This is a genomic window from Pseudomonas sp. RC3H12, assembly GCF_018596375.1.
Lineage (GTDB): Bacteria > Pseudomonadota > Gammaproteobacteria > Pseudomonadales > Pseudomonadaceae > Aquipseudomonas.
Genome location: NZ_CP075595.1, coordinates 3,922,931 through 3,949,492, shown reverse-complemented (window position 1 = coordinate 3,949,492; position 26,562 = coordinate 3,922,931). Strand labels below are relative to the sequence as shown.

Sequence of the window (26,562 nt, the reverse complement as noted above, 5' to 3'; positions counted from 1 at the left end):
ATGAAGTAACGCTGTTTCGCTTCCGACTAAAGCCGGATTATCGCTGTTTTGGTAACAAAGATTCGCAGGAATATACGCTTATCGCCAATGAAACCCGCCCCTAGAATTGCCCGGCCCCTCCACCTCTTCCTCGGGAAATCGCAGCTGTGCCGCGTCGCAACATCAGAGCGCTTAGCGCGCTCAGTGCCTGTGCCCTTTGTCTCACCTTGAGCGGCTGTATCGGAACCTGGGGCATCGCCCCGCAAAGCAAGACACTCCAAGCCAACCAACTGACCACTGACGACGCCATCCGTGAGGCTGCGCGCGACGCCCACTGGCCGGCCCAGCAATGGTGGCGCGCCTATGGCGACCCGCAACTCGACGCCTGGATCATCCAGGCCGTGGCCGGCAGCCCGAGCCTGGCGATGGCCGCTGCACGCGTGCGCCAAGCCAAGGCCATGGCGGGCGTGGTCGAGTCGGCGGAAAAGCTGCAGGTCAACGGCACTGCCACGCTCAAGCGCCATAACTGGCCGGAGGATCAGTTCTACGGCCCTGGTGCGTTGTCCGGCGCCAACACCTGGGACAACAACGCCGTTATCGGCTTGAGCTACGCGCTGGACTTGTGGGGCCGTGAACGCAATGCCAGCGAGCAGGCCGTGGACCAGGCGCACATGAGCGTCGCCGAGGCGCGCCAGGCCCAGCTGGAGCTGGAGAACAACGTGGTGCGCGCCTACATCCAGCTCAGCCTGCATTACGCCCGGCGCGATATCGTGCTGGCCGAGCTTGCGCAGCAGGAGCAGATCGTCGCCCTGGCCAAGCGCCGCCTGGACGGTGGCATCGGTACCCATTTCGAAGTCAGCCAGGCCGAGGCGCCGCTGCCGGAAACCCACCGCCAGATCGACAGCCTCAACGAAGAGATCGCCCTGACCCGCAACCAGCTGGCAGCCCTGGCCGGCAAGGGGCCGGGGGAGGGCGCGACACTGCAACGCCCGACCCTGACCCTCGGCGCGCCGCTGAAACTGCCCTCGAACCTGCCCGCCGAACTGGTCGGCCAGCGCCCCGACGTGGTTGCCAGCCGCTGGCAGGTGGCGGCCCAGGCCCGTGGCATCGACGTGGCCCACGCCGGGTTCTTCCCCAATGTCGACCTGGTCGGCGGCCTGGGCTTCATGGCCACCGGGGGCGGCCCGCTGGAATTTATCACCGGGCGTAAATTCAACTACAACGTCGGGCCGGCCATCAGCCTGCCGATCTTCGATGGTGGGCGCCTGCGCTCGCAGCTGGGCGTGGCCTCGGCGGACTATGACGTGGCCGTGGCGCACTACAACCAGACGGTGATCGGCGCGTTGAAGAACATCTCCGACCAACTGATCCGACGTGAATCGATGAAGGAGCAGGCGCATTTCGCCGCCGAATCCGTCGCCGCCGCGCAGAAGACCTACGACATCGCCACCGTCGCCTTCCAGCGCGGGCTCACCGACTACCTCAACGTGCTCAACGCCCAGACCTTGCTGTTCCGCCAGCAGCAGGTGCAGCAGCAGGTACAGGCCGCGCGCCTGGTGGCCCATGCCGAACTGGTCACGGCCCTGGGCGGCGGGCTGGAGGCGGGCAAGGACGTGCCGGACGAAGAGCGCCAGGCCGCACCGAAAACGCCGGCCACCCTGGCCATCTTCGACACGCCGGATTACGCCGAATGAGCACATCGAGCTTGCCCTTGCGCTGGCTGCGGAGCCTGGAATGGCGCCGGGGTTTCTTTGCCTGGGCGCGGACCGACGGCGTCACCTGGGTCTACATCTTCAAAGTCCTGGCCGCCGCCTTCATCACCTTGTGGCTGGCCATGCGCCTGGAGCTGCCGCAGCCGCGCACGGCGATGATCACTGTGTTCATCGTCATGCAGCCGCAGAGCGGCCATGTGTTCGCCAAGAGTTTCTACCGGGTGCTCGGCACCCTGGCCGGCTCGGCGATGATGGTCGCGCTGATCGCGATCTTCCCGCAGAACACCGAGCTGTTCCTGCCCAGCCTGGCCCTGTGGGTCGGCCTGTGCTCGGCGGGCGCCATGCGCTATCGCACCTTCCGCGCCTATGGTTTCGTGCTGGCCGGCTACACCGCGGCGATGATCGGCCTGCCGGTGCTGCAGCACCCCGACCAGGCGTTCATGGCGGCGGTGTGGCGGGTGCTGGAGATTGCCCTGGGGATTCTAGTTTCGACTTTCGTCAGCGCTGCGATCCTGCCGCAATCGGCCAGTGCCGCCATGCGCAACGCCCTGTACCAGCGCTTCGGTGTATTCGCCGGGGTGGTGGTCGAGGCCCTGCGCGGCGACAGCCAGCGCGACCGCTTCGAGACCAGCAACGTGCGCTTTGTCGCCGAGGCGGTGGGCCTGGAGAGCCTGCGCAACGTCACCGCCTTCGAAGACCCGCACATGCGCCGGCGCTCAGGTCGGCTGGTACGCATGAACAGCGAGTTCATGGCCATCACCACGCGTTTCAACGCCCTGCACCGGTTGCTCGAGCGCCTGCGCGCCCGTGGCCCGTTGCAGATCGTCGGCGCCATCGAACCCGGGCTGGCCACCCTGGCCGAGCTGCTGCAGCCCTACGTCGGCCGGGCACTGACCGACGCCGACGCCTTGCGCCTGGCCCTGGAGCTGGGCACCTACAAGGAAGGCCTGCAGGCCCAGGTGCGTGGTCTGCGCGCCGAGTATCTGCAGACCCGCCCCAGCGAGGCCGACCTGCTCGACTTCCACACCGCCTTCGAGCTGCTGTACCGCTTCGTCGACGAGATGTACAGCTACGCCGAGACCCACGCCTCGCTGGCCGTGCACAAGCACGAACGCGAACAGTGGGACGAACCCTATGTGGCCCAGACCAGCTGGCTGGTATCGCTGGCCGCTGGGGTGCGCGCCTCGGCGGTGCTGTTGCTGCTGGGCAGCTACTGGCTGCTCAGCGATTGGCCCAGTGGCGGCATGATGACGCTGATCGCCACGGTCACCGTGGGCCTGTCGGCGGCATCGCCGAACCCCAAGCGCATGGCGTTCCAGATGGCCTGCGGCACGGCGATCGGCGCCTTCGTCGGCTTCTTCGAAACCTTCTTCGTGTTCCCCTGGATCGACGGCTTCGCGCTGTTGTGCATGGTCCTGGCGCCGGTGTTCGTGTTCGGCGCGTTCCTTGCCTCGCGCCCGGCCTATGCCGGTTACGGCCTGGGCCTGCTGGTGTTCTTTGCCATCGGCTCGGTGCCCAACAACCTGACGGTCTACGACCCCTACACCTTCATCAACGACTACATCGGCATGGTCATCGGCATGTTCGTCTGCGCCGCGGCCGGGGCGATCATCCTGCCGCCCAACAGCCGCTGGTTGTGGAGCCGCCTGGAGCAGGAGCTGCGCGAGCAGGTGCTGTTCGCCATCAGCGGGCGCCTGCGCGGGCTGGGCTCGGCTTTCGAGAGCCGTACCCGCGACCTGCTGCACCAGGCCTACGGCCTGGCCGCCGGCAAGCCGCAGGTGCAGAGCCAGCTGATGGGCTGGATGTTCACGGTGCTGGAGATCGGCCACGCCATTATCGAGCTGCGCAAGGAGCAGGCTCGCGCCCCGGTGCACCCGGCCTACGCCGAGTCGCAGCCGTGGCGCCAGGCCATCCGTGTCATGGGCCGGGCCCTGGCGCGGTTGTTCCTGCAACCCAGCGCCAGCAACCACGAACGCGCCCTGGTGGCAGTGGACCATGCCATCAGCCGCGTGCAGGCCACCGACGAACCCTTCGCCCGGCACTTCGACACCTCGGTGCTGCGCCGGGCGCAGAGCTACCTGCATTTCATCCGTTCTTCCCTGCTCGACCCACAGTCGCCGCTGGCACCGGCGAAAGGACTACACGATGCTCCGTGAAACCATGCCCCGCGAGATCGCCTTCCATGGCGTGTACATGCCCACCATGACCTTGATGTTCCTGTTCGCCCTGGGCCTGGCCTGGGGCCTGGACCGGTTCATCGCCAGCCATGATGGCTATCGCTTCTTCTGGCACCCGGCGCTGCTGCGCCTGAGCCTGTTCGTCTGCCTGTTCGGCGCCCTGGCGCTGTCGCTCTACTGGTGAGAATCCTGCAATGAAAAAATTCTTCAGCCTGATCGCCACCCTGCTGGTGCTGACCGCTGCCGTGGTGATCGGCCGCCAGTTGTGGCTGCACTACATGACCACGCCGTGGACCCGCGACGGCCGGGTGCGCGCCGATATCATCAACGTTGCCGCCGACGTGCCGGGCTATGTGGTGGATGTGCCGGTCAAGGATAACCAGCGGGTGAAGAAGGGCGACGTGCTGATCCGCATCGATCCCGAGCACTACCAGTTGGCGCTGGACCAGGCCAAGGCGTTGGTGGCCTCGCGCAAGGCCACCTGGGAAATGCGCAAGGTCAACGCCAGGCGCCGCGCCGACATGGACAACCTGGTCATCTCGAAAGAGAACCGCGACGACGCCAGCAACATCGCCAGCTCCGCCCTGGCCGACTACCAGCACGCCCAGGCCCAGTTGGCCGCCGCCGAACTGAACCTCAAGCGCACGCAGATCGTTGCCACCGTCGATGGCTATGTGACCAACCTGAACATCCACAAGGGCGATTACGCCCGCACCGGCGAGGCAGTGATGGCGGTGGTGGATGAGCAGTCGTTCTGGGTGTACGGCTTCTTCGAGGAAACCAAGCTGCCCCACGTCAAGGTAGGGGATGTGGCCGAACTGCAGATGATGAGCGGCGAGCGCATCAAAGGGCATGTGGAGAGCATCGCCCGGGGGATCTACGACCGCGACAACCCGCAGAGCCGCGAGCTGATCGCCGATGTGAACCCGACCTTCAACTGGGTGCGCCTGGCGCAGCGGGTGCCGGTGCGGATCCATATCGATGAAGTGCCGGAAGGGTTCCTGCTGGCGGCGGGGACTACGTGTACCGTGGTGGTCAAGCCGAGCGAGGGTTGATCCAGTCCTCGCGCTGACGCCATCGATGCATTGGCAGGCAGGTGTCAGCGCTTGAGGGTGGCGTTGAATCGGGCTGTTGCCGCAGTCGCTTCCTGTAACAGCTGATTCCAGTCATCAGGCGGGTATCCGGTGCCCAGCATGCGACGGAACACTTTGTAGGCATCGTCACTGCTTTCGTAAGCGCGTTGGCAGTCGTCATCGTTTACCCAAACCAGGACGATTATCTTGCTCGACGCGTGATAACGGAAAAACAAACGATATTGCTGGAAGAACTTCGCCCGGAACCAGTGCCGGTGGGCATCTCCCAGGGTGTTGCCCTGGCGATACTCGGTTTTGGTTGGATCCTGCGCGATGCCATCAAAAGCCAGGCGAATAATTGCAGTCAGCCGTTTCCAGGCATTCTTCCTGGTGTAGCTATCGGGGGCCTTGCGCTTAAGGACCTCCAGTTCGTTTTTCAGCTGGTCCAGCTTATCGAGGAACATGGGGTGTGCGAACACCGTCCAGCCAGTTGAAGAAACGGGGGGGAGGTCAGCATCTGTCATTCATCATCCGCCGAAAGAGGTTGATCCAGATCGAGTTCTTCATCGCCAACCAGTGCCTTCAGGCGAGCGACAAACTCTGCATCGACAACCTTCAAACGTTGCGGGTTGGTGGCGATATCCCGTTCCAGGAATTCGAGGAACTGCCCCACGGCAGGGTCTTCCTCGGCTGTCTCTGCGCGGGTGAGTATCACTGCTCCGTCAGGGCGGATCGAGTAGTGAATCTTGTCACGCTTTTTCAGGCCCAACGCGCGGCGAACGGTTTCGGGGACCGTTGTCTGGTAGCGCTCGGTCAGGGTCGATTCCGCTTCGAAGGTAGTAGCCATGGTCGTCAGTCCGCGAGGGGTAATATCGGCCACGGTAATGCGAGTGCATTACCTGGTCAATGCAGTTGCATTACCTCGTGTGTACTGGCTGATCAACGGTTTTCCTGGCTCAGGCTGCCCCGACCAGCACGGGCACCTTCACCCGGTCGATCACCTTGGCGCTGATCGACGGATCCAGCAGCCTGCCTAGCCGTGACAGGTGGCGGTGGCCGATGATGACCAGTTCGCATTCCAGCTCCCGGGCTTTGGCGACGATCGCCTCCACCGGCTGGCCGGCGACCATGCAGCCCAGGCTGTCGAAGCCGGCTTCGCGCAGCATGCACACGGCGCTGTTCACGGCGTGCTCGGCCAGTTGCTGTTCGTCGCAGGCGGCGGGGTATTCCTCCAGCTCCTGCTCGGTGTAGGCGGTGCGGTTGTCGTGCACGGCGAAGGTCGAGTCGATGGCCAGCAGCACATGCAGGGTGTGCTCGCCGGGGCGGCAGTAGCGCTGGGCGAGGGTGAGCAGGCTGGTGGCTGCCGGGGAGGCGTCGATGGCGATCAGAACCGGGTGGGGCATGGGCAATCCTTTGGAGAATGGATGGCAGTGCTGCGCTCATCGCCGGCAAGTGGCAACGGCGAACCGCGGCGCCCACAGGGAGATGCGCTGCCTGTAGGCGCTGCGGTTCGCCGCCGCGGCTTACCGGCGGTGAGGCCACACCATTGTCGATTCAATAACCTCTACGAATAAATGGTCCCCCACGCACGGCGCCATTGCGTCAGACGCAATCGGCCAACCTGTTACCATCGCGTTTCCCACAGCAGTCACGGAAAACGGCCATGCAACTCCCGGACATGAACCTGCTCGTCGCCCTCGATGTGCTGCTCGACGAAGGCAGTGTGGTGGGCGCCGCCCAGCGCATGAACCTGAGCCCGGCGGCGATGAGCCGGACCCTCGGGCGAATCCGCGAGGCCATGGGCGACCCGATCCTGGTGCGTGCCGGCCGTGGCCTGGTGCCGACCCCGCGAGCGTTGGCCCTGCGCGAACAGGTGCATGGTTTGGTGGAGCAGGCTGGCCTGGTGTTTCGCAGCCGCGATGCCGTCGACCTGGTCAACCTCGACCGCGCCTTCAACATCCGCACCAACGACCTGTTCATTGCCCTGTATGGCGCACAGTTGCTGCGCATGATGCTGGCCCAGGCGCCGCGCACGGTGCTGCGTTTCGTGCCCGAGGGCAGTGGCGATGACGATGCGGTGCTGCGCAACGGGCAGATCGACCTGATCATCAGCTCGGCCATCGAGCTGGGGCCGGAGATCAAGGTGCAGAGCCTGTTCAACACCTACTTCGTCGGCCTGGCCCGTGAGGATCACCCGATCTTCGATGCCGTGATCACTCCCGAGCGTTTTGCCGCCTACCCGCAGATCAGCGTGTCCCGGCGTGGTCGCGCCAACGGGCCGATCGACGTGTCGCTGGCCAACTGCAAGGTGGAGCGGCGAGTGGCGTTGATCACCACCAGCTTCCATTCGGCGATGTTTTCGCTGCCGGATTCGGACCTGATCCTGCCGATACCGGCCAATATCCTCAACAGCGTGCAGCGCTTGAAGCTGCCCTTGCGTTCGTTCGAGATCCCGGTGCCGCTGGAGAAGGTCAACGTGATGCAGGCCTGGCATCCGCGCTTCGACAATGACCCGGCGCACCGCTGGTTGCGGCAGACGTTGAAGGCTTGCGGCAGCATCGATCCTTGATCGGCAACGTTTACGTTCCATAGCCGGCAAATCAATCTGGATTGCGTCTGGCGCAACATAAAGCTGCCGACAAGTCAGTTTTCGTCAGCATTCGACCTTCTTAGACTTCCCCCAGCCCTTAAAATGTTGCTGGAGATGTCTATCCATGAGTTCCCTGACCGCGCCTTCCGCCGCGCTGGCGGCCGCCCCTGCGCAGACGGCGTTCGGCCTGCGGGTGGTGGTCGGGCTGTTCGGCGTGTTGCTGGCGGTGCTGTGCGCCGGGCTCAACGAGGCGGTGACCAAGATTTCCCTGAGCGACATCCGTGGCGCCATGGGCATCGGTGCCGACGAAGGCGCCTGGCTGCTGGCGGTGTACAGTGCCGCTTCGGTCTCGGCCATGGCCTTCGCGCCGTGGCTGGCCACCACCTTCTCGCTGCGCCGCTTCACCATGACCGCCGTCGGCCTGTTTGCCGTGCTCGGCCTGATCCAACCCTTCGCTCCCAACCTGCACAGCCTGATGTTGCTACGTGTGCTGCAGGGCTTCGCCTCGGGCGCCTTGCCGCCGATGCTGATGAGCGTGGCGCTGCGCTTCCTGCCACCGGGCATCAAGATATATGGCCTGGCCTGCTATGCCCTGACCGCCACCTTCGGGCCCAACCTCGGCACGCCGCTGGCCGGGCTGTGGACCGAGTACGTCGGTTGGCAGTGGGCGTTCTGGCAGATCATCCTGCCGTCGCTGCTGGCAATCGCCTGTGTCGGCTGGGGCCTGCCCCAGGATCCGCTGCGCCTGGAACGCTTCAGGCAATTGGACTGGCGCGGGGTGCTGCTTGGCCTGCCGGCGATCAGTTGCATCGTCCTTGGCCTGTCGCTGGGCGACCGCTGGGGCTGGTTCGACTCGCCGCTGATCTGCTGGCTGCTCGGTGGCGGTGTGCTGTTGCTGGTGCTGTTCATGTACAACGAGTGGTCCGAGCCGCTGCCGTTTTTCCAGTTGCGCATGCTCTCGCGGCGCAACCTGAGCTTCGCCCTGGTGACCCTGGCCGGTGTACTGGTGGTGTTGTCCGGGGTGGGCAGCATTCCTTCGGCGTACCTGGCGCAGATCCAGGGCTACCGCCCGGCGCAAACCAGCCCGCTGATGATGCTGGTGGCCATGCCGCAACTGCTCGCCCTGCCGCTCACCGCGGCGCTGTGCAACATCCGCGCGGTGGACTGCCGTTGGGTGCTGGCCGTGGGCCTGGCGATGCTGGCGGCGTCGTGTGTGGGTAGCAGCCTGCTGACCTCGCAGTGGATTCGCGGCGACTTCTACCCCTTCTACCTGTTGCAGGTGTTCGGCCAGCCGATGGCGGTGCTGCCCTTGCTGATGCTCTCCACCAATGGCATGACCCCGCAGGAAGGCCCGTTCGCTTCCGCCTGGTTCAACACGGTCAAAGGATTGTCGGCGGTGATCGCCGGCGGCCTGCTCGACGCCCTTGGCACCCTGCGCCGGCATTTTCATTCCAACCACCTGGTCGACAGCCTGGGCAACGCGCCGCTGATCGACGACAACGCCGCTGGCCTGGCCAAGCGCATCCACGAACAGGCCCTGGTGCTGACCTCGGCCGACCTGTACCTGGTGATGGCGGGTATCGCCGTCGCCATGATCTGCCTGATCCCCTTCGTGCCTACCCGGATCTTCCCGCCGCGTGCGGTGGCCTGAAGCCGGGGCTGAATTCGAGATAGAAAGATGACCAACAACCGCAAGACGCTCTTCATCGGCTCGGCACTCGCCGTGGCCGTGCTCGCCGCCCTGGTCGGCCCCTGGATGTTCGGCAGCGATCATCGCCAGCGCACCAACGACGCCTACGTGACCGCCGACTACACGGTGGTGGCGCCGAAGGTGGCGGGCTTCATCAAGGAGGTGCTGGTGGAGGACAACCAGCAGGTGAGTGCCGGCCAGTTGCTGGCGACCATCGACCCGCGCGACTACCAGGCCGCGCTCGACGCCGCCCAGGCCCAGCTGTTGGTGGCCAGGGCGCAGAGCCTGGATGCCCGCGCCACCCTCGAACGCCAGGCCTCGTTGATCGCCCAGGCCGAGGCGGCGGTGAAGGCGGCCCAGGCCGAGGCGGCCTTCGCCGACCACGAGGTGACCCGCTACAGCCGCCTGGCCGAGCAAGGCGCCGGCACCGTGCAGAATGCCCAGCAGGCGCGCAGCGGCGTCGACCAGGCCCGTGCGCGGTTGGCCAACAGCCAGGCGGCGCTGCTGGCCACGCGCAAGCAGGTGGACATCCTCAGCGCCCAGGTGGCCAGCGCCGATGGCCAGCTCAAGCGTGCCGAAGCCGGGCTGGAAAAAGCCCGGCTGGACCTGTCCTACACCCGCATCACCGCACCGGTCGACGGTATGGTCGGCGAGCGCGCCCTGCGCATCGGGGCCTACGTCAATCCGGGGGCGCGGCTGCTGTCGGTGGTGCCGTTGGAGCGCGCCTATATCGTCGGCAACTTCCAGGAGACCCAACTGACCCATGTGCAACCGGGGCAACCGGTGAGTATCAGCGTCGATACCTTCTCCGGCGAGCAACTGCACGGCCGTGTCGAGAGTATCGCCCCGGCCACCGGGGTGACCTTCGCCGCCGTGAAGCCGGACAACGCCACCGGCAACTTCACCAAGGTGGTGCAGCGCATTCCGGTGAAGATCGTCTTCGATGACGGCCAGCCGCTGTTGGCGCGCCTGCGCGTGGGCATGTCGGTGGAAGCGACCATCGATACCCACGGCGACACGCTGGCCGGCAAAGAGGTGACTGCGCGATGAGACGCCTGAGCCCTCTGCTGCTGGCCATGCTGCTGGCCGGCTGCACCCTCGGCCCGGACTTCCGGCGCCCGGACAGCGAGGCGCCCAAGGACTGGGCCGAGCTGCAAGGCGCTGCCGCGGCCAGCCAGCCGGTGGCCGAACCGCTGGAACTGCGCTGGTGGGACAGCTTCCATGACCCGCGCCTGAGCGCGCTGATCCAGAAGGTCACCGAACGCAACCTCGACCTGCGCATGGCCAGTGCCCGCCTGTTGCAAAGCCGCGCCTTGCGCAGCAGCGTGGCGGCGGACGAGCTGCCGGCGGTGGACGTGAACGCCGGGTACAGCCGTGCGCGCAACAGCGCCGAGGGGCTGAACGACCCGTCCGGCAAGTCCGGCAAGTCGGCGTACAACCTCTGGCAAGGCGACCTGGTGGCCGGCTGGGAGCTTGACTTGTGGGGGCGTGTGCGCCGCCAGGTCGAGGCCGCCAACGCGAGCGTGGCGGTGGCGGAGAACGACCGCCGGGGCGTGCTGCTGGCCTTGCTTGCGGAAACCGCCGGCAACTACATCCAGTTGCGTGCCGTGCAGCACACCCTGGACATCACCCAGGACAACCTCAAGGTTGCCCGCCACAGCCTGAAGTTGTCCGAAGGTCGTCAGGCTGAAGGGGTCGCTACCCGTCTCGACGTAGCCCAGGCCAGCGCCCAGGTTGCTTCGATCGAGGCGCGCCTGCCGACCCTGCAAGCCCGTCGCGACGACCTGATCAATGCCCTCGGCTTGCTCGCTGCCGAACCACCACGCAGCCTGCAGCGTGAGCTGCTGCAAGGTGGCGAGCTGCCCGCGCCGCAGCAGCGCTTCGCCATCGGCGTGCCTTCGGAGCTGGCCGAGCGCCGGCCGGACATTCGCCAGGCCGAGGCCCGCCTGCATGCCGCCACCGCCAGCATCGGCGTGGCCAAGGCGGACTTCTACCCGAGCATCCGCTTGTCCGGGAGTGTCGGTTTCCAGGCCATGCAACTGTCCGATTTCGGCGGGTGGGATTCGCGCCGGTTCGCCTTCGGCCCGCAGCTGTCGCTGCCGATCTTCGAGGGCGGGCGGCTCAAGGGCGCCCTGGAGCTGCGCGAGGCCCAGCAGCAGGAGGCGGCGCTGAACTACCGCAAGGTGGTGCTCGGTGCCTGGCACGAGATCGACGACGTGCTGCGCCTGTACAACGCCAGCCAGCTGCGCCGTGATCACCTGGCCGAGGCGGTGCGGCAGAACCGCATCGCCCTGGAGACCGCGCAGCGCCAGTACGTGGAAGGGGCGGTGGACTTTCTCAACGTGCTGACGGTGCAGTCGGCGCTGCTGGCCAGCGAGGAACAGTGGATCGACAGTTCGGCGGCGGTGTCGCAGGCGCTGGTCGGGCTATACAAGGCGCTGGGCGGCGGCTGGCAGGCGTTCGATCAGGTTTGAAACGCATCGCGGGGCAAGCCCGCTCCCACGATGCCTTGTGTCGTCAGCGTGGGAGTGGGCTTGCCCCGCGATGACCTCAGAGCGGTCGCAACAGCCCGAAGCGTTTGCGCAACACCCAATCCAACAGCCTCTGCGGCAGCACCCGGGCCATCAACGGCAACGCCGTGCTGCCATTGCCGATACGCACCAGCGCCGGCACGGGCGACTTGCGCGTGGCGGCCAGCAGGCGCTGGGCAAACACTGCCGCCGAAGTCGGTCGGTCCTGCGAGGCCCGCGCCCGGGCCTGTACCTGTTCGCGCAACGGCCACCATGGCGAATCGCTCGCCAGTACCTGCTCGGCCTGTTGCTGGGCATTGCTGGCGAACTGCGAGGCGATCGCCCCCGGCTGCACTTCCATCACCCGAATGCCGAACGGCGCCAGCTCCAGGCGCAAGGCATCGGTGAGCCCGTGCACGGCGGCCTTCGACGCGCAGTACGCGCCGGCGAACGGGGTGACCAGCACGCCCGAGACACTGCCGATGTTCACCACCAGCCCACGCGAGCGGCGCAGCAGCGGGAACAGCGCGCGGGTCACGCCGACCAGGGCGAAGACATTGGTTTCGAACTGTTGGCGCATGGCCTCGACACCGCCGTCAAGCAGCGGGCCCATGGCGCCGTAACCGGCGTTGTTGATGAGGATATCAAGGCCGCCGTGGCGGTCTTCCAGCTCGTCGGCCAGGCGGGTCAGTGCCTCGCCGTCATTCACATCCAGTTGGCGTGCGGCAAAGCCGGCGGCGAGCAGGGCGTCGACGTCGTCGGGCTTGCGAGCGGTGGCCCAGACTTCGTGGCCGGCATCGCGAAAGGCGTCGGCCAGGGCGCGGCCGATGCCGCTGGAACAACCGGTGATGAGGACGGTGGGCATGGGGCGGGCCTGTGTTCAGTTGGACATGGGTGTCATGGCTACCGGCCTCATCGCGGGGCAAGCCCCCACGTTGTAAGTTCAGGCGTGGGAGCGGGCTTGCCCCGCGATGAGGCCGGACTCAATTGGCGAATGTACCTTGCAGATGCTCGGCACGAAACTCCAGGGTCTGCGGCCGATACCCCGAGCGCAGCGGCGGCACCGGCAGGCAGTCGCTCCACTCGACGCCCGGCTGCAATTCGCCGGGACCGCGATAGCGGGGTGCTGCATAGGTATTCTCGGCAAGGTTCACGGTATCGCCGGGTGCATAGGCGGCCACGCGCCAGCGCAGTTCGGTCATCGGCGCCTTGTTGCCGTTCTTCATGCGCACCTGCAGGGCGCGGTCGGCGGGGCACTGGTCGGGGGCGTAGGTCAGGCGAATGTCCAGGCGCGCCAGCTGCGAGGCCTCGCGGGTGTCCTGCCAGACCACCCCTAGCGCCACCAGGCCCAGGCCGCACACGGCGGCCAGGGAAATCGGCAGGGCCTTGGCCGGGTAACGCAGCAGCAGGACCAGCCAGGTGAGGATGAGCAGGGCGCCGATGATCATGGTGGGGCAGGCCTTGGTGGCGGGGGTTTGATCATCTTGGAGCGCCAAGCTGCAAGCTGCAAGCCACAAGAAAAAGCGGGAGCGCGACGAATCGAGCATTTCGATTCACCGCGCCCCCGCTTTTTCTTGCAGCTCGCAGCTGTTACTGCGCGATGGTCTTCACCGAAACCCCACGCTCCACCGGCGTCGAGGTGCGCCCATACACATCCTCGAAGCGCTCGATGTCATCCTCGCCCAGGTAGCTGCCGGATTGCACCTCGATGATCTCCAGCGGGATCTTGCCTGGGTTGCGCAGGCGGTGCACCGAGGCGATGGGGATATAGGTGGACTGGTTCTCGGTCAGCAGGAACACGTTCTCGTCGCAGGTCACCTCAGCGGTGCCGGACACCACGATCCAGTGCTCGGCGCGGTGGTGGTGCATCTGCAGCGACAGGCTGGCGCCCGGCTTGACGGTGATGTGCTTGACCTGGAACCGCCCGCCCATGTCCACCGAGTCGTACGAGCCCCAGGGGCGGTAGACTTCCAGGTGGTTCTGGGTTTCGCTGCGGCCCTGGGCGTCCAGCGTGTTGACCAGTTGCTTGACCCCCTGAACCTTGTCCTTGTGGGCGATCATCATGGCGTCCTTGGTTTCGACCACCACGATGTTCTCCAGGCCAATCACCGACACCAGCTTGCCATTGCCGTGAATCATGCAGTTGTGGCTGTCCTGCACCACCACGTCGCCCTTCGTCACGTTGCCGTTGTCGTCCTTCTCGTGCACATCCCACAGCGACGACCAGCAGCCCACGTCGCTCCAGCCGGCCGACAGCGGCACCACGCAGGCGCGCTGGGTCTTCTCCATCACCGCGTAGTCGATGGAGTTGTCCGGGCAGCAGGCAAAGGTGGCTTCGTCGATGCTCAGCACATCGGCGTCTTCGTCGCTGCGCTCCAGCGCCAGCAGGCAGGTGTCGTAGATATCCGGATCGTGCTTTTTCAGCTCCTCGAGGAAGCGGCTGGCGCGGAACAGGAACATTCCGCTGTTCCAGAAGTAGCCGCCGGCGCGGACGAACTCGTTGGCGCGCTTCTCGTCGGGTTTCTCGACGAACTGCGCGACCCGTGCCACGCCCTCGGGCAGCAGCGCGTCCTGGCTGGAGCGGATATAGCCGTAGCCGGTCTCGGGCTTGGTCGCCGGCACCCCGAACAGCACCATTTCGCCGCGCTCGGCGGCCACGGTGGCCAGGGCCAAGGCACGTTGCAGGGCCTTCTGGTCCTCGATCACGTGGTCGGCCGGGAGCACCAGCATCAGTTCGTCACGCCCTTCGTTGACCAGCTTCATCGCGGTGATGGCCACTGCCGGCGCGGTGTTGCGGCCGAACGGCTCCATGAGGATGGCCTGGGTTTCCAGCTTCAGCGCACCTAGCTGCTCCTGGACGATGAACTTGTGGTCCTTGTTGCAGACCACGATGGGGGTGTCCATGCCATCGAATACCAGGCGCTCGATGGTCTGCTGGAACAGCGTGTGTTCGCCGGTCAGCGCCAGGAACTGCTTGGGGAACTGCTTGCGCGACAGAGGCCACAGACGCGAACCGCTACCACCAGAAAGAATTACCGGGATCATCATGTTTCTCCAATAGTCGTTTAGAGGCAGGGGGATCAGTTGCTAGCCACGGGGCGAGTTACCCACACCGGCGACAGGCTGTTGCCGGAACCGGTGACATACAGCACGGCCGCTTCGCCGCGCTCCAGGGCGACGGGCTTGACGTCGCCGACTTTCTTGTCGCCTGCATACAGGGCAAGGTTGACCTTGACCGGATTGATTTCACGTTCGCCACGGCCCTTGGCCGCCACCGGCTTGACCACTTCGGTCTTGCCGTCGGCGGTCTTCAGGGTCAGTTGCTGGTCGCTGAGGTTCTGCACCCGCACCAGCGCCTTCTGCTTGTTCTTGAACGGTGGCTCCTCGATCAGCTGCGGGTTGCCGCCGCTGTTGTTGACCAGGGTGTAGTACTTGTCGGCGGCCAGCTTGACCGGCACGCTCTTGCCGCCGACCTGGGCGGTGTAGTCGCCGCCGGGCAGGAAGCTGAAGTCGCTGCTGGCCTGGGCGCCGACCTGCTTGATCTGGGTGTTGCCGACGCTGGCGGCGGTGGGGCTGCTGGCGGCGTTGTACAGGCGCACGAAGGTCGAGCCTTTCGGCGCGCTCGGGCCATAGAGGGCGGCGTCGGCGCCAGCGAAGGCCTGCATCGAGGCCAGGGTCAGGCCGGCGGCGAGGGTGAGGGCTTTGGCAATGGAAGTCTTGGTGGTCATGTGCGTGTTCCTCTCTATCTTCAGTGGTCCGTCCGGTTGGACGACAGGGCCAGGTTTTCTTCGGATTTGCGGGAGTTCTTCAGCTGCGCGATCCACTGCGGATCGAAGGCGCTGAGGTCGTTCTTCATTGGCAGATACCGTTCGGGGAATTCCCACACCACGACCTGTGGCGGGGCGTTTTTGAAAGCGTCGCTTTGCAGGTACTTGAGCATTGGCAGCAACGGCCCGTGGCCGTCTTCGGCGTAGTTGGCGACGTCGCTGCGCAGGGCCTGCTGCAGGGCGCCGAGGAAGTTCCAGTGCGGGTTGGCGCTGTAGCTGGTGCCTACCAGCGCCACCGGGATGCGACTGTCGTCGAACAGCGCGTCGCCACCTTCGACGCCCTCGGCCTGCACCGGGTGGGTCTTGCGTTGTTGCAGGGTGTCGGGAGTGGGCAGCAGGTTGCTGAACAGCGGATCGAGCGGCAGGAAGTTGGTCAGGTCACCCTTGTACGGCGCGCTGGCGCCGGCCTCGGTGATGTACGCCTGTGGCTCGCCGGTGAGCAACTGCTGGCGGTCGACGGCTTCGGCCAGCGATTGCGCAACCACTTCGGCGCCCATAGGCGTCCAGTGGGTGTCGGTGCGCAGGAATACCTGGCCGCGGGCCTTGGCCTGCTCCAGCGGCGCCAGCAGGTCGGGGGCGAACACATTGGCCTGGCGCGCCTGGGCGTGGAACTGGTTGAACAGGTCGTCGTGCAGGCTGGCCGGCGTCTCCTTGCCGATGTATTCGTAGTAGAGGCGGGCCTTGGCCGGGACGATCGCCAGTACCAGTTGCACGCCCTGGCGTTGCAGTGCGTCGCGCACCCCACGCACCAGTGCCAGGTTGTCCTGCATCTGTTGCTGCGCGCCGGCGGTGGGGTTGAATTCCTCGTCGGTGAACAGCCACTGGTCGCGGCCCAGCACCACGCCGGGGCGGCCTTCGTTGAACAGCTTGAAGTCCAGCGCGGCCCACAGGTTGGTGCCGACGCGTTTGATCGGGAACTGCTCGTCGTAGTGGGTTTCGGCGGCCTTGGCCAGCTTGCCGTCGAGCAGGGTCATCTGCCCGGTGCGGTTGAAGCTTTCCAGCCCGCCGACCGACCATGCGCCCAACCCGACCAGCAGGCCCATGAACGACAGCGAATAGGTGATGCGAAGTGTCCGGTTCATGATCGGGGCCTCAGAACTGGAAGTAGAGGAAAGGCGAGTAGCTCTGCGCCGAGAGCTTGAGCACCGAGGCGACGAACAGCAGCAGGACCAGGGCGCGGGTCATGATCCGCGTCCAGTCCAGCCCCACCGACCCGTCGGCGTTGATTTGCACGGGCGTGGCCTTTGGCGTTGGCTTGGCGTTGCGGTAGAAATCACGCAGGCCGAAGAACGCCAGGCTGAGGTAGGCGACGACCAGCGTCGCGACCTGCAGGCCGGTGAGCTGGGCGCTGTTGATTTCCGACAGCTGCCAGTCGCCGAAGCTGAACATGGCGCCGTACATGCGGGCGGCCACGTGCAGGTTCTCGGCGCGGAAGATCACCCAGCCGACCACCACCAGCAGGAAGGTGAAGGCCCATTTCACCGGGTTGAAACGCTGCGGATTGGTGTCCAGCCCCAGCGCGCGCTCGATGGCCAGCCACAGGCCGTGCCAGGCGCCCCAGATGATGTAGGTGAAGTTGGCGCCGTGCCACAGCCCGCCGAGCAGCATGGTCAGGAACAGGTTGCGGTAGGTGTTGAAGGTGCCTTTGCGGTTGCCGCCCAGGGTGATGTACAGGTAGTCGCGCAGCCAGGTCGACAGGCTGATGTGCCAGCGCCGCCAGAATTCGGTGATCGACTGGCTGATGTAGGGCTGCTTGAAGTTCTCCATGAAGCGGAAGCCCATCATCAGGCCCAGGCCGATGGCCATGTCGCTGTAGCCGGAGAAGTCGAAGTACAGCTGCGCGGTGTAGGCCAGGGCGCCGAGCCAGGCATCACCGGTGGTGGGGTTCTGCAGGGCGAAGCAGTGGTCGGCGACCACCGCCAGGGTGTCGGCGATGAACACTTTCTTGATGAAGCCCTGCATGAAGCGGGTGCAGCCTTCGGAGAACTTGTCCAGGGTGTGGGTGCGGTTGTTGAACTGGTCGACCAGGTCCTTGAAGCGCAGCACGGGGCCGGCGATCAGGTGCGGGAAGATCGCCACGAAGGCCGCGAAGTCGATCAGGTTGCGCGTGGCCGGGGTGTCGCCGCGGTACACGTCGATGATGTAGCTGATCGACTCGAAGATGTAGAACGAGATGCCGATCGGCAGCAGCACGTGGGTGAGGATGAACGGCTCCAGCCCCATCGAGGTCATGATCGCGTTGAGGCTGTCGACCCCGAAATTGGCGTACTTGAAGTAGCCGAGGATGCACAGGTCGACGCCCACGCCGAGCAGCAGCCAGCGCTGCGCAGGCTTGGTGCGCACGCCGGCGGCGCCGACTTTCAGGCCGATCCAGTAGTTCCACAGGGTGACCCCGGCGAACAGGGCGAGGAAGTCCACCCGCCACCAGGCGTAGAAGATGTAGCTGGCAACCAGCAGCAGCAGGTTGCGATAGCGATTCCCGCTCACGTAGTACAAGCCGAGGAAAACCGGCAGGAACAGGAACAGGAACACGTTGGACGAGAAGACCATCCCGGTTCTCCTAGTTATGCACAGCACCTGGGGCACAGCGCCCCCCAAACCCCCCAACAAAAAGCTGGAAGGCAACCTAGTTCCCTGTGGCAGCCGGTTTGCCGGCACCCAGAGGGAATCGCGTTACTTTTTCTGTTCCGCGCTCGGGTCGTAGACCCGGGTCACATCGCCACCCAGCCGGAAACTGTTGAACGGCTGCATGTCATGTTTGCGCTCGAGGGTGTCGCCGACGCACTGGTACAGCGCGCACCATGGCTCGAGCCAGGCGTACTTGCTGTCGATCTTCAGGTCCTTGAGGTCCTGCTTCACGCCGGCGCGGGTGTTGAAATGAACAGGGTCGCGGGCACCGGCCAGCACGCCTTCGCCGAGACGCTGCAGAGCGAAGTTGTTTTCCTTGCGCAGGTCCACGCCGTTGGCCTGGGCGAAGCTGGCGATCATCGCCAGCGGCGGCAGGGCGTAGTTGTGGTAGGCCAGGGCGCGTTGCTTGCGCTTGACCTCGTTGGGCAGGAAGCCCTGCTCGTCGACCTGGTTGACGCCGACCTTGTATTCCTTCACCGCCCAGTCGAACAGCTCTCGCTGGTCGGTGGCGACGGCGGTGGCCATCACCGACCAGGCCGCCCAGTAGCTGTGGTTGTTGATCTTCTCCAGCGGCAGGTCGCTCCAGTCGCGCACGGTCTGCCGCGCCAGGCGCACGAACCATTTCTCGATCTGCTCGGCCTCGGCGCGGTGCGCCGCCAGTGGCTGCGAGTTGGAGAACTTCAGGCGCAGCCACGAGCCGCTCATGCTGCCCAAAGCCCATTTGCGCATGGACTTGCCGGTATGGTTGTAATCGGTGGACATCAACGCATCGGCCCGTGCCCAGGTGTCGAGCCAGGTCAAGGCGCAGTCCAGCTGCGCCGGGCGGCCATCGCGCATGTACTGGCCGACCATCTTGCTGACGCCTTTCTCGAGGGTGGTGATGTCCTCGGTGGATTTGCGGAAGGCTTTTTCCGAGGCGACATTGAGCGTCGCCCGGGCCTTGTCCGAACCTTCGTACTTGCTGCGGAACTGCAGCGCGCCGGTATAGGGCTTGGGCGCGGCTTCGCAGCGGAAATTGCCGTCGCCGGTCTTGAGCTTCTCGATGCCCTCGTAGTAACCCTGGGGCGGCACCAGCGCGGCCTGCGCCGCGCCGCCGAACAGGGCGAGGGCGAGCAGGGCGGGTGCGGTCTTGCTGCTTATGGTGGTCATGGTCGCCTCACTGGCCAGCTTGCGCGGTGTGCTGCGCGGGGCTGGCGAAGTTGTTGCGTTTGCAGAGTTTGGCTTCGACTTTCTGCGTACCGCTTTCTGGCCCTTGTACCTCCAGGGCGAGCAGGTTCTGGCCTGCCCAGTCTTCGTCCTCGCGCATCTGGAAGACGAAGCGCCCATCGGTGTCGGAGGTCTCGGGCTTCTCGATCTTGATGTCCTCGTGGCGGCCGTTGAGGTACCACAGGGTGGCCTGCAACACCTTCACCGAGGTGTCCTCGAACTTGATGTCGAGCTGGTGGTTGCGGTTGACCAGGTCCTTGATCACGCCGTTCTTGCCATTGACCATCAGCTCGTTCTTGCCGGGCTTGAGGGTGGCACTGGCGCTCATCTGTGCCGGGCGGTCGTCGCAGCCATCGTCGAGCAGGCCGAGGATCTGCCGCCAGATGGTTTCCTGGTCGAGGCGGTACAGCGGGGAGAACTCCCACACCAGGATCTTCGGCGGGTTGTTCTGGAACTCCTCGCTGCCCAGGTACTGGATCATCGAGCCTTCCAGGCCGCCGCCGGGGAAGGCGACGTTGAGCACATCGGCGCCGATGTACTGCTCGAGGAAGCCCGAGAAGTTGTAGTTCTTGCCGCTGTGGCTGGTGCCCACCAGGGTGATCTGCGCGTTGCCCGAATCGCCGAACAGGTCGTCGCCGCCGGCGGCGCCCTTCGGTTCGGTGGCGAACTGGTCCATGTACTGCACCGCATAGCTGGTGCCGCACAGCTGGCCGGCGACGTTGTGCAGGGTGCCGGTCTTGCCCATGCGCCCGGACTTCCTGGTCTCGAACTCCTTGCGCGGGATGCCTTCGAAGGCCGGCATCTTGTGCACCGTGTCGGCCACGATCTTTGCCGCGCGCTCGGCGCCGTAGGGCGTCCAGTGCTGGTCGCCGCGGAAGTAGAAGTCCTTGCCCTGGTCGGCGGCGGCCAGTTGCTCGTTGGTCAGCGGCGACAGGTCGGGCACGTTGTAGCCCATCCTGGCGAAGCGCTGGAGCATGGCCTGGTAGTTGCGCAGCGCCTTCTGGTAATCGAAGGCGGCCTTTTCCTCGGGGTTGAGCATGTTGCGGTTCACCAGGCCGCGGGTCGGCTGGTACACCACCACCAGCTCGACACCACGCTTCTTGAACGCGTCGTGCACTTGCTGCAGGCGCTTGTAGCCGCCCGGGGTGGTGTCGAACTCGGTGCGCAGGTCCTCACGGGTACGGAACAGCCAGTCGCCCTGGGCTTGCACCAGGGTGGTGAAGTTCTGCTGGTAGCGCGTGGTGTAGCGGCTGGCGTCGTGAGCCTCGGGGCATAGCTGGCAGCACGGTTCGGCGCTGAAGGTCGGTGCCTTGACGTCTTCGGCGCGCACGCCCTGGCTGATGGCCAGGAGGGCGGCGGACAGGCCCAGCAGTTTCATCAGGTGTGGAGTCATGGTCTGGGCTTCCTTAGTCGATCATTTCGGTCTGGCGTTCGACCGGGTCGATCAGCACGGCCTTCTGCTGGCGCACCAGCAGGTCGAGGATTTCGTCCTGGCGCTCGCCGAGCACGCCGTTGAAGCTGATGCCGTTGGCCTTGCGCGGCATCAGCATCGACACCTTGTACAACTCCACCGACAGCGGCGAATCGATCGACAGCGGGCCCGAGCCGTTGGCCGCCAGCTCGCCGCCGACCACGATCAGCGACACCTTGGTGTCGAACGGGTCGAGGGCAATGTCGCGGTCGGTGTCGGAGAGGTCCTTGATATGGCCGTACACGCCCACCAGGCCGTTGGCCATGGCGACGTTCTCGTACAGGCGGATGTTCACGCTGTTGCGCACGCGGATGCCGTGGCGGCGGTTGTTGATCAGCTTGTTGCCCCAGATCAGGTTGTCGCCGCTCTCGTACAGGGTGATGCCGTCGGTGTGGTTGCGGTAGATCTCGTTGTAGGCGATCAGGTTGTTGACGCTGTTACGGTCGATCACCACCCCCGAGAGTTTGTTGTCGTAGCTCTTGTTGTTGATGATCCAGCTGTCGTTGACCTCACGGGAGACGATGATCCCGTGCTTCTTCTTGGTGCCGTACACGGTGTTGCCGGCGATGATCAGGCGGTGCGAGCGGTCGTGGGGGTCGATGCCGTAGACGATGTTGTCGCGGTAGGTCGAGTCCTTGATGACGAAGTCCTGGGTCTCATAGCAGTAGAAGCCGTACCACATGTCGCTGAACTCGGAACCGATGATCCAGCCGGTGGGTTCCGGGCGGCCCATCTGCTTGGCCATGTTCGGCGTGTACTGCGAGATGCTCACGCCATAGGACTTGGATTTGGCGTAGCCGAAGCTGGCCATCTTGCTGTTGACGATGTAGGTCTCGGTGCCGCCCCAGCTGAGCAGGAATGGGCGGAATTCGTCGGGCTTGCGGAAGGTCGCCGGGCCATTGGCCTGCTCGCGCCATCCAGTGACCTGGGTATCGCTGACGAACAGCTTGCCGTCGTTGACGATGAACGAACCGCCTTCCTCGGACAGGCGCAGTTCCTTGACCTTGCCGTCGATCTCCAGCACGCCCTTGCGCCCGACCACGATCGGCAGGCGCGCCAAGTACACGCCCGGTGCGGTTTCACGCAGGTACTGGCTGGGGACCTTCTTACTCAGCTCCACCAGGTCGACGTGGCCGTCATCGACGAAGATCGCCTGGGGAATGCCGTGCTGGCGGCGTACCCATTCGGCGCCCTTGTTGTCGCCGCCGATGAACTCCTTGAGGGTGTCCTCCTGAAGCATGCGGCGCACGCTGACCTTGCCCTTGTGCCGGCGGTCGATCTTCTGCTGCACGGCCTGTGCGGTGTAGCCGGACAGGTCGGGCAGCTTGGGCGGGTCCATCTTCAGCGGCTCGATCGGCGCGCTGGAGACGGTATAGGTCTTGGCCTGTTGCAGCCCTTTGGCCATTTCGGGCTCGGCGGCCTGGGCAAGGCCGCCGGCCAGCAGCAGGGCGCTGGCGAGCAGGCTGTGGCGAAGGTTCGGGTGCAGGTTCATGGCTATCCTCTCCCGGCCTCAGTAGCGCCAGATCACGTCGACGAAGGCGCGGTGCATGTACGAGTCGGCTTCTTTGCCGTAGGCGTCGCCCGGCTTGAACACACCGGCGCGCAGGCGCACCAGGGCCGACGGTTCGTCGATCGACTGGCTGATCGAGGCCGGCAGCAGGCCCTGCTTGAAGTACTTGGTCACGACCACGTCCATTTCCTGGCCGAGGTCTTTTTCGCCCTGCACCAGCGGGCGGCTGATGCCACCGTCGTCGACCACCGCGTTGATGCCGCTGGAGCCGATGTTCTGCTTGCCGTCGACGCGCCAGAACTTGTGGTAGATGAAGCTGGCGTCGTAGTCGTCGCGCAGCTGCCAAGAGGCGAACAGGGTGGCCGCCTGCAGGTTGCCCAACTCGCCGCGGAACGCCTCGCCGAAGCGGTGCACGCGCGAGCGGGTGCCGGTGAAGTTGGAGCGGTTGCTCTCAAGGCCGGTCTGCTCGAAATTGTTCGAGCCGTCGCTGCCACCGCCGCCGCTGCCTCGGGCGTAGGCCGCGCCGACCTGCCACTGCGGGTCGAGGCGCAGGCGGATGCCGAGGTCGGTGGCCCAGGCGTTGACGTCGCCGCTCTGCTTGCCGGTGGCGACCTGGTCGTTGCCGACCGCCTGGCTGCTGAGGGTGTCGCGGTCGCCGGTCAGCCAAGTGACGCTGCCCCAGTAGTTGACGGTGTGGTCGTTGCGCCAGTTGTAGGCGTCGCTGTTGGCTTCCAGGCCCAGCCAGGTGAGGTCGCCGGTGCGGGTCTTGTCGAGGGCGTCGACGGTTTCGCCGGGGCGCTTCAGGCTGCCGCCGTCATGGCTGTGGTGGGCACGCAGGCCAACCCAGTGGCCGGGTGTCCATTGCGTGGCGACGTTGCCGTAGACATGGGTGCGGTCCTTGTCTTCGGGGGCCAGCTCGGTGAGGTCGGTGCGGTATTCGCTGAAGCGCTGGGCAACGCCGAGGTCGGCCTTGAGCAGGGTGGTGTCGAAGGTCCAGTTCAGCGCCTCGATATTGGTGTCGCGCCACATGCCGTCGTCGCTGCGCAGGCGCTGGCGGCCGAAGCGCAGCTGCTCGCCGGGGTAGGGGGTCAGGCCGCTGTAGCCGATCCAGAATTCGCGCATGGCCAGGTAGCTCTTGTCCGGCTTGCGGCTGTCGTCGCCGTTGTCGCTGGTGGTGCCGTCGTCGTTCTGGCGCAGGGTGTCGGTCTCGATGATGTCGGTGGCGGCCACCGCCTGGCCCATGGCGAAGGCGCTCCAGTTGCCGCGCTCGCCGTACACCCAGGGGCGCAGGTCAAGGCCGAGGCCGTTGACATCGCCGCCGGAGCGGGTGCCCAGGTCGCGGTCGTCCTCGGACTGGCCGGTGATCTTCACGTCGAGGCCGAAGTTCTTCTGCGCGGTCTCGGCGGCCAGGGTCGGCATCGACCACAACAAGGCGAAGCCCAGGCCGATGCCGGCTTTCACGAAGGGGTTGAGCGTCATAGCGAGTCCTCGGCGTCTACTTCTTCTTTCTCGTCCTGCAGCGCTTCGATGGCCAGGGTGCTGTTGGCGCCCTGGGCCAGGCTGCCGCGCGCCTGCTTTTCCTGCGCCAGCAGGGTTTGCGCCTGGCTGCGCTGGTCGGGCGTGAGCTGCTGGTCGAGCTGTTGCAGCAGTTCGGCCGACTGTGGGGTCGGGTTGGCCTGGGAGAGCTGCGCGAACACCCAGGCATTGGTCGGGGCCGGGCGGATACCGTGGCCTTCGCTGAACAGCTGGGCCAGGGCGTAGTCGGCGCTGTTCTGGCCTCCGCGGGCGGCGGCGAGCAGGTGGTCCACGGCTTTCTGCGGTTCGACCTGGCCCAGGTAGCCACGGCGGTACAGCTGGCCGAGGTAGTAGTCGGCGCTGACCTCGCCGGCGTCGGCGGCAGCCTGCAGGTGCTCCTGTGCCTTGGCCGCATCGGCCGGCACGGTCTTGCCTTCGTAGTACAGGCGGCCCAGCAGCAGTTCGGCGCGTGGCTGCTCGGCTTCGCGGCCCTTGTCGATGTAGGCCAGCAACTGGTCGGTGTCGCCCAGTTCGGGGAAGTCGTAAAGCAGCTGCGCCAGGCTCACCCAGGATGCCGGGTTGGCCGGTGCGACCTGCTCGAGCAGGTCCTTGGCGGTCTTCTCGTCGGTCTGGCCCAGGCTGCGGTCGGCCAGCACGCGGGCGACGCTGTCGACCCGGGTGGCGGGCACGGCGCCGCGGGCATGGGCGGCCTTGAGCTGCTCAAGCAAGGCGGCCTGCTGCTCGGGCTGGGCGCGTTTCTGGTAGACGGTGGCCAGTTCCACGTAGCAGATGTCGGTAGTCGACAGCGCGGCCTTGCAGATCTTCTCCACCTCGCCCAGGTGCTGGTCGTAGGTGCCCTGGGTGCGGTACAGCAGCACCTGGGCCAGGCCGGCTTCGGGGTTGCCGGCGGCGCGCCACTGGTCGATCTGTTGCTGGGCGTTGACCTTGGGGAAGCTCTGCGGGTATTGCAGGTAGAGCATCGCCAGCGGGATCAGGGTGTTCGTCTCACCTTGTCGCGCCGCGAGCTTGAGCAGGGTCTCGGCCTCTTCGCGCTCGGCCTGGGTGCTGTCGGGCTTGGCCACCAGCAGGCGGCCGAGGCGCGCCTGGGCACGGGGCGAGGTGGCGGCGGCGGCGCGGTAGGTGGCTTCGGCTTGCTTGAGCTTGGCCGGGTCGCGGGTGCCGACCTGGATGTCCGCCAGGCCGACCTGGGCGTCGCTGTAGCCAAGGTCGGCGAGGGCCTTGTAGTTGCGTTCGGCGGTGGCGGTGTCGCCGCGCTTGAGCGCTTCGTTGGCCAGGCGCTGGTCGGGCAGGCCGGCGCAGCCGGCCAGGGTAATGGCGGCGGCCAGGGCGCATGCCCCCAGGCGCAAGCTGTCCCTGTGGGAGCCGGCTTGCCGGCGAGAGGCCAGTGCAGGCGCTGCATCCGCTGGGCGAGTGCTGCGCACTCGATCGCCGGCAAGCCGGCTCCCACAGATATCGGGGTGTCTGCTGGTCATTATCCGATCCTCTTACAGCCCGCGGGCCACGGCCTTGTCGATCAGCCAGTTCAGCGACGGGCCACGGTCGCTGTTGACCGAGGCCGGGCGGCCGGCGAGTTCGGCCGGCAGGCCGCCGTCGGGCTTGATCTGCACGCGGATATCGGAGGCCAGGTTGTCGGTGTCCAGGCTCGAGCTGCCGGTGATCCGGCCGCTGCGTACTTCATCCTCGCCGGCGATCTGGAAGTTGACCCGGGTGCCCGGCTTCACTTCATCGAACTGGCGATAGCTGAAGCGCGCCTCGATGGTCGGGGTGCTGGTACGCGGGATCAGCGCGAACACCGGCTGGCCCTTGCTGGCGTACTGGCCGTCATCCACCAGCTGGCGCGAGACTACGCAGTCGCACGGGCTGGTAAGGGTGCCGGAGAGCTGCTTGCCGAACAGCTCCTCGACCTTGGCCGGCTCCAGTTGCGAGTCGTCCAGGTGGCCCTTGAGCAAATCGAGCATGCTGGTGTTGAAGGTTGCCAGTGGCGCGCCCTTGGCCACGCTCGCGCCATTTTCCACCAGGCTCTGCACGCTGCCGTCGCGGGGCATGGTGACGTTGGTGGTGGGCACCGCGACCACGCCGGCTTCGGCATGGCTGACGAAGTACAGGCCATACAGCGACTTGGCGACGAAACCGAAGGCCACCAGGCCGACCACGAACACCCCGGCGGTGACGGTGACCGCGCGCAGGCGGCCGAAGGCGGACAAGCCCGAGCCTCCGTCCTTCTGCTTGCGCGCCTTGGTGAAGTTGTCGCGCTGCAGGGTGCTGAGCACGTCGCCGACGCTGATCAGCTCGCCGGACAGGTGGCTGGTGATGATATGGCGCAGGGTGGCGATGTCGCGTGGCTCCAGGTTCTGGAACTCGGTGCCGGTGCGGCCGGTGTCGCGGCTGCTGGTGCGTACCAGCAGCTCGACGTCCATCGACAGGCCGAGGTTGTCGACCACGAACTGCAGGCGGCCGCGCAGCACTTCGCCTTCGGCCAGGGGCTTTGGCGCATGGAAGGACAGGCCCCCGGCGGACAGGTCGTCAACCTTCACCTCGTGCGGTTCGCGGTTGCCATCCAGGTAGCGCAGCTTGGCGGGAATGCGCACCCGGGCATGCTGGCGCTGCGCTTCGGATTCATGCACGACGTTGACGTTCACGGCGGTATTCATGG

At 65.8% G+C, this 26,562-nt stretch carries 23 protein-coding genes; 8 read left to right on the top strand and 15 right to left on the bottom strand.

Going from position 1 to position 26,562, the window contains the following annotated elements:
• The first annotated feature begins 146 nt into the window (after positions 1 to 146).
• Genes KHO27_RS17885 through KHO27_RS17870 form a run of 4 tightly spaced genes read left to right on the top strand, consistent with a single transcriptional unit; the run spans position 147 to position 4,923 of the window.
• On the top strand, positions 147 to 1,673 hold the full coding sequence (locus KHO27_RS17885; protein ID WP_214500568.1) for an efflux transporter outer membrane subunit: 1,527 nt from the start codon (positions 147 to 149) through the stop codon (positions 1,671 to 1,673).
• Positions 1,670 to 3,847 (top strand): FUSC family protein, encoded by a 2,178-nt coding sequence (locus tag KHO27_RS17880; protein ID WP_214500567.1) that lies wholly within the window; start codon positions 1,670 to 1,672, stop codon positions 3,845 to 3,847. The genes KHO27_RS17885 and KHO27_RS17880 overlap by 4 nt, the downstream gene beginning before the upstream one ends.
• Before the next feature lie 4 nt (positions 3,848 to 3,851).
• On the top strand, positions 3,852 to 4,052 hold the full coding sequence (locus KHO27_RS17875; RefSeq protein ID WP_008097766.1) for a DUF1656 domain-containing protein: 201 nt from the start codon (positions 3,852 to 3,854) through the stop codon (positions 4,050 to 4,052).
• A gap of 10 nt (positions 4,053 to 4,062) precedes the next feature.
• Complete coding sequence (locus tag KHO27_RS17870; RefSeq protein WP_102682110.1) at positions 4,063 to 4,923, top strand: efflux RND transporter periplasmic adaptor subunit; 861 nt, start codon at positions 4,063 to 4,065, stop codon at positions 4,921 to 4,923.
• A 44-nt stretch (positions 4,924 to 4,967) separates the two neighbouring features.
• Here KHO27_RS17870 and KHO27_RS17865 read toward each other — a convergent pair whose 3' ends face one another.
• The 3 genes from KHO27_RS17865 to KHO27_RS17855 form a co-directional block, all read right to left on the bottom strand.
• Complete coding sequence (locus KHO27_RS17865) at positions 4,968 to 5,465, bottom strand: type II toxin-antitoxin system YhaV family toxin (protein ID WP_214500566.1); 498 nt, start codon at positions 5,463 to 5,465, stop codon at positions 4,968 to 4,970.
• Positions 5,462 to 5,788 carry a type II toxin-antitoxin system PrlF family antitoxin gene (locus KHO27_RS17860; protein ID WP_102682108.1) on the bottom strand — a complete coding sequence of 109 codons (327 nt, stop codon included), beginning with the start codon at positions 5,786 to 5,788 and terminating at the stop codon, positions 5,462 to 5,464. The genes KHO27_RS17865 and KHO27_RS17860 overlap by 4 nt, the downstream gene beginning before the upstream one ends.
• A 109-nt stretch (positions 5,789 to 5,897) precedes the next feature.
• Positions 5,898 to 6,344, bottom strand: coding sequence for a universal stress protein (locus KHO27_RS17855; RefSeq protein ID WP_111532077.1), 447 nt, complete (start codon positions 6,342 to 6,344; stop codon positions 5,898 to 5,900).
• Between the two features lie 260 nt (positions 6,345 to 6,604).
• Here KHO27_RS17855 and KHO27_RS17850 point away from each other — a divergent pair, with 260 nt between their 5' ends.
• The 4 genes from KHO27_RS17850 (at position 6,605) to KHO27_RS17835 (ending at position 11,695) form a co-directional block, all read left to right on the top strand.
• The gene (locus KHO27_RS17850; RefSeq protein ID WP_102682106.1) at positions 6,605 to 7,510 is read left to right on the top strand and encodes a LysR family transcriptional regulator; all 906 of its coding nucleotides are present in this window, start codon (positions 6,605 to 6,607) and stop codon (positions 7,508 to 7,510) included.
• A 145-nt stretch (positions 7,511 to 7,655) separates the two neighbouring features.
• Positions 7,656 to 9,182: an MFS transporter gene (locus tag KHO27_RS17845; RefSeq protein ID WP_214500565.1), complete on the top strand. Its 1,527-nt coding sequence runs from the start codon at positions 7,656 to 7,658 to the stop codon at positions 9,180 to 9,182.
• Between the two features lie 27 nt (positions 9,183 to 9,209).
• The gene (locus KHO27_RS17840) at positions 9,210 to 10,271 is read left to right on the top strand and encodes an HlyD family secretion protein (protein WP_102682104.1); all 1,062 of its coding nucleotides are present in this window, start codon (positions 9,210 to 9,212) and stop codon (positions 10,269 to 10,271) included.
• Positions 10,268 to 11,695: an efflux transporter outer membrane subunit gene (locus KHO27_RS17835; protein ID WP_214500564.1), complete on the top strand. Its 1,428-nt coding sequence runs from the start codon at positions 10,268 to 10,270 to the stop codon at positions 11,693 to 11,695. The genes KHO27_RS17840 and KHO27_RS17835 overlap by 4 nt, the downstream gene beginning before the upstream one ends.
• A 76-nt stretch (positions 11,696 to 11,771) precedes the next feature.
• Here KHO27_RS17835 and KHO27_RS17830 read toward each other — a convergent pair whose 3' ends face one another.
• The 12 genes from KHO27_RS17830 to KHO27_RS17775 form a co-directional block, all read right to left on the bottom strand.
• Positions 11,772 to 12,596, bottom strand: a complete 825-nt coding sequence (locus KHO27_RS17830; protein ID WP_094011735.1) for an SDR family oxidoreductase — start codon at positions 12,594 to 12,596, stop codon at positions 11,772 to 11,774.
• 118 nt (positions 12,597 to 12,714) lie between these two features.
• On the bottom strand, positions 12,715 to 13,179 hold the full coding sequence (locus tag KHO27_RS17825) for a multidrug transporter (RefSeq protein ID WP_110699982.1): 465 nt from the start codon (positions 13,177 to 13,179) through the stop codon (positions 12,715 to 12,717).
• Between the two features lie 142 nt (positions 13,180 to 13,321).
• The gene (locus tag KHO27_RS17820; RefSeq protein WP_214501999.1) at positions 13,322 to 14,776 is read right to left on the bottom strand and encodes a mannose-1-phosphate guanylyltransferase/mannose-6-phosphate isomerase; all 1,455 of its coding nucleotides are present in this window, start codon (positions 14,774 to 14,776) and stop codon (positions 13,322 to 13,324) included.
• 35 nt (positions 14,777 to 14,811) lie between these two features.
• Positions 14,812 to 15,459 (bottom strand): alginate O-acetyltransferase AlgF, encoded by a 648-nt coding sequence (locus KHO27_RS17815; protein ID WP_102682101.1) that lies wholly within the window; start codon positions 15,457 to 15,459, stop codon positions 14,812 to 14,814.
• Positions 15,460 to 15,479: 20 nt separating this feature from the next.
• Positions 15,480 to 16,640, bottom strand: a complete 1,161-nt coding sequence (locus KHO27_RS17810; RefSeq protein ID WP_214500563.1) for an alginate O-acetyltransferase — start codon at positions 16,638 to 16,640, stop codon at positions 15,480 to 15,482.
• Between the two features lie 10 nt (positions 16,641 to 16,650).
• On the bottom strand, positions 16,651 to 18,108 hold the full coding sequence (locus KHO27_RS17805) for an MBOAT family O-acyltransferase (RefSeq protein WP_102682099.1): 1,458 nt from the start codon (positions 18,106 to 18,108) through the stop codon (positions 16,651 to 16,653).
• A gap of 123 nt (positions 18,109 to 18,231) precedes the next feature.
• Complete coding sequence (locus tag KHO27_RS17800) at positions 18,232 to 19,335, bottom strand: mannuronate-specific alginate lyase (protein WP_102682098.1); 1,104 nt, start codon at positions 19,333 to 19,335, stop codon at positions 18,232 to 18,234.
• A gap of 7 nt (positions 19,336 to 19,342) precedes the next feature.
• Positions 19,343 to 20,785, bottom strand: coding sequence for an alginate O-acetyltransferase (locus tag KHO27_RS17795; protein ID WP_102682097.1), 1,443 nt, complete (start codon positions 20,783 to 20,785; stop codon positions 19,343 to 19,345).
• A 13-nt stretch (positions 20,786 to 20,798) separates the two neighbouring features.
• Positions 20,799 to 22,355: a mannuronan 5-epimerase AlgG gene (gene algG, locus KHO27_RS17790; protein ID WP_110699974.1), complete on the bottom strand. Its 1,557-nt coding sequence runs from the start codon at positions 22,353 to 22,355 to the stop codon at positions 20,799 to 20,801.
• Positions 22,356 to 22,373: 18 nt separating this feature from the next.
• Positions 22,374 to 23,852 carry an alginate export family protein gene (locus tag KHO27_RS17785; protein WP_102682095.1) on the bottom strand — a complete coding sequence of 493 codons (1,479 nt, stop codon included), beginning with the start codon at positions 23,850 to 23,852 and terminating at the stop codon, positions 22,374 to 22,376.
• Positions 23,849 to 25,381 carry an alginate biosynthesis TPR repeat lipoprotein AlgK gene (algK, locus tag KHO27_RS17780; RefSeq protein WP_250888374.1) on the bottom strand — a complete coding sequence of 511 codons (1,533 nt, stop codon included), beginning with the start codon at positions 25,379 to 25,381 and terminating at the stop codon, positions 23,849 to 23,851. Before algK ends, KHO27_RS17785 begins: the two co-directional genes overlap by 4 nt.
• A 12-nt stretch (positions 25,382 to 25,393) precedes the next feature.
• Positions 25,394 to 26,560 (bottom strand): alginate biosynthesis protein Alg44, encoded by a 1,167-nt coding sequence (locus tag KHO27_RS17775; RefSeq protein ID WP_110699968.1) that lies wholly within the window; start codon positions 26,558 to 26,560, stop codon positions 25,394 to 25,396.
• Between the last annotated feature and the right edge of the window lie 2 nt (positions 26,561 to 26,562).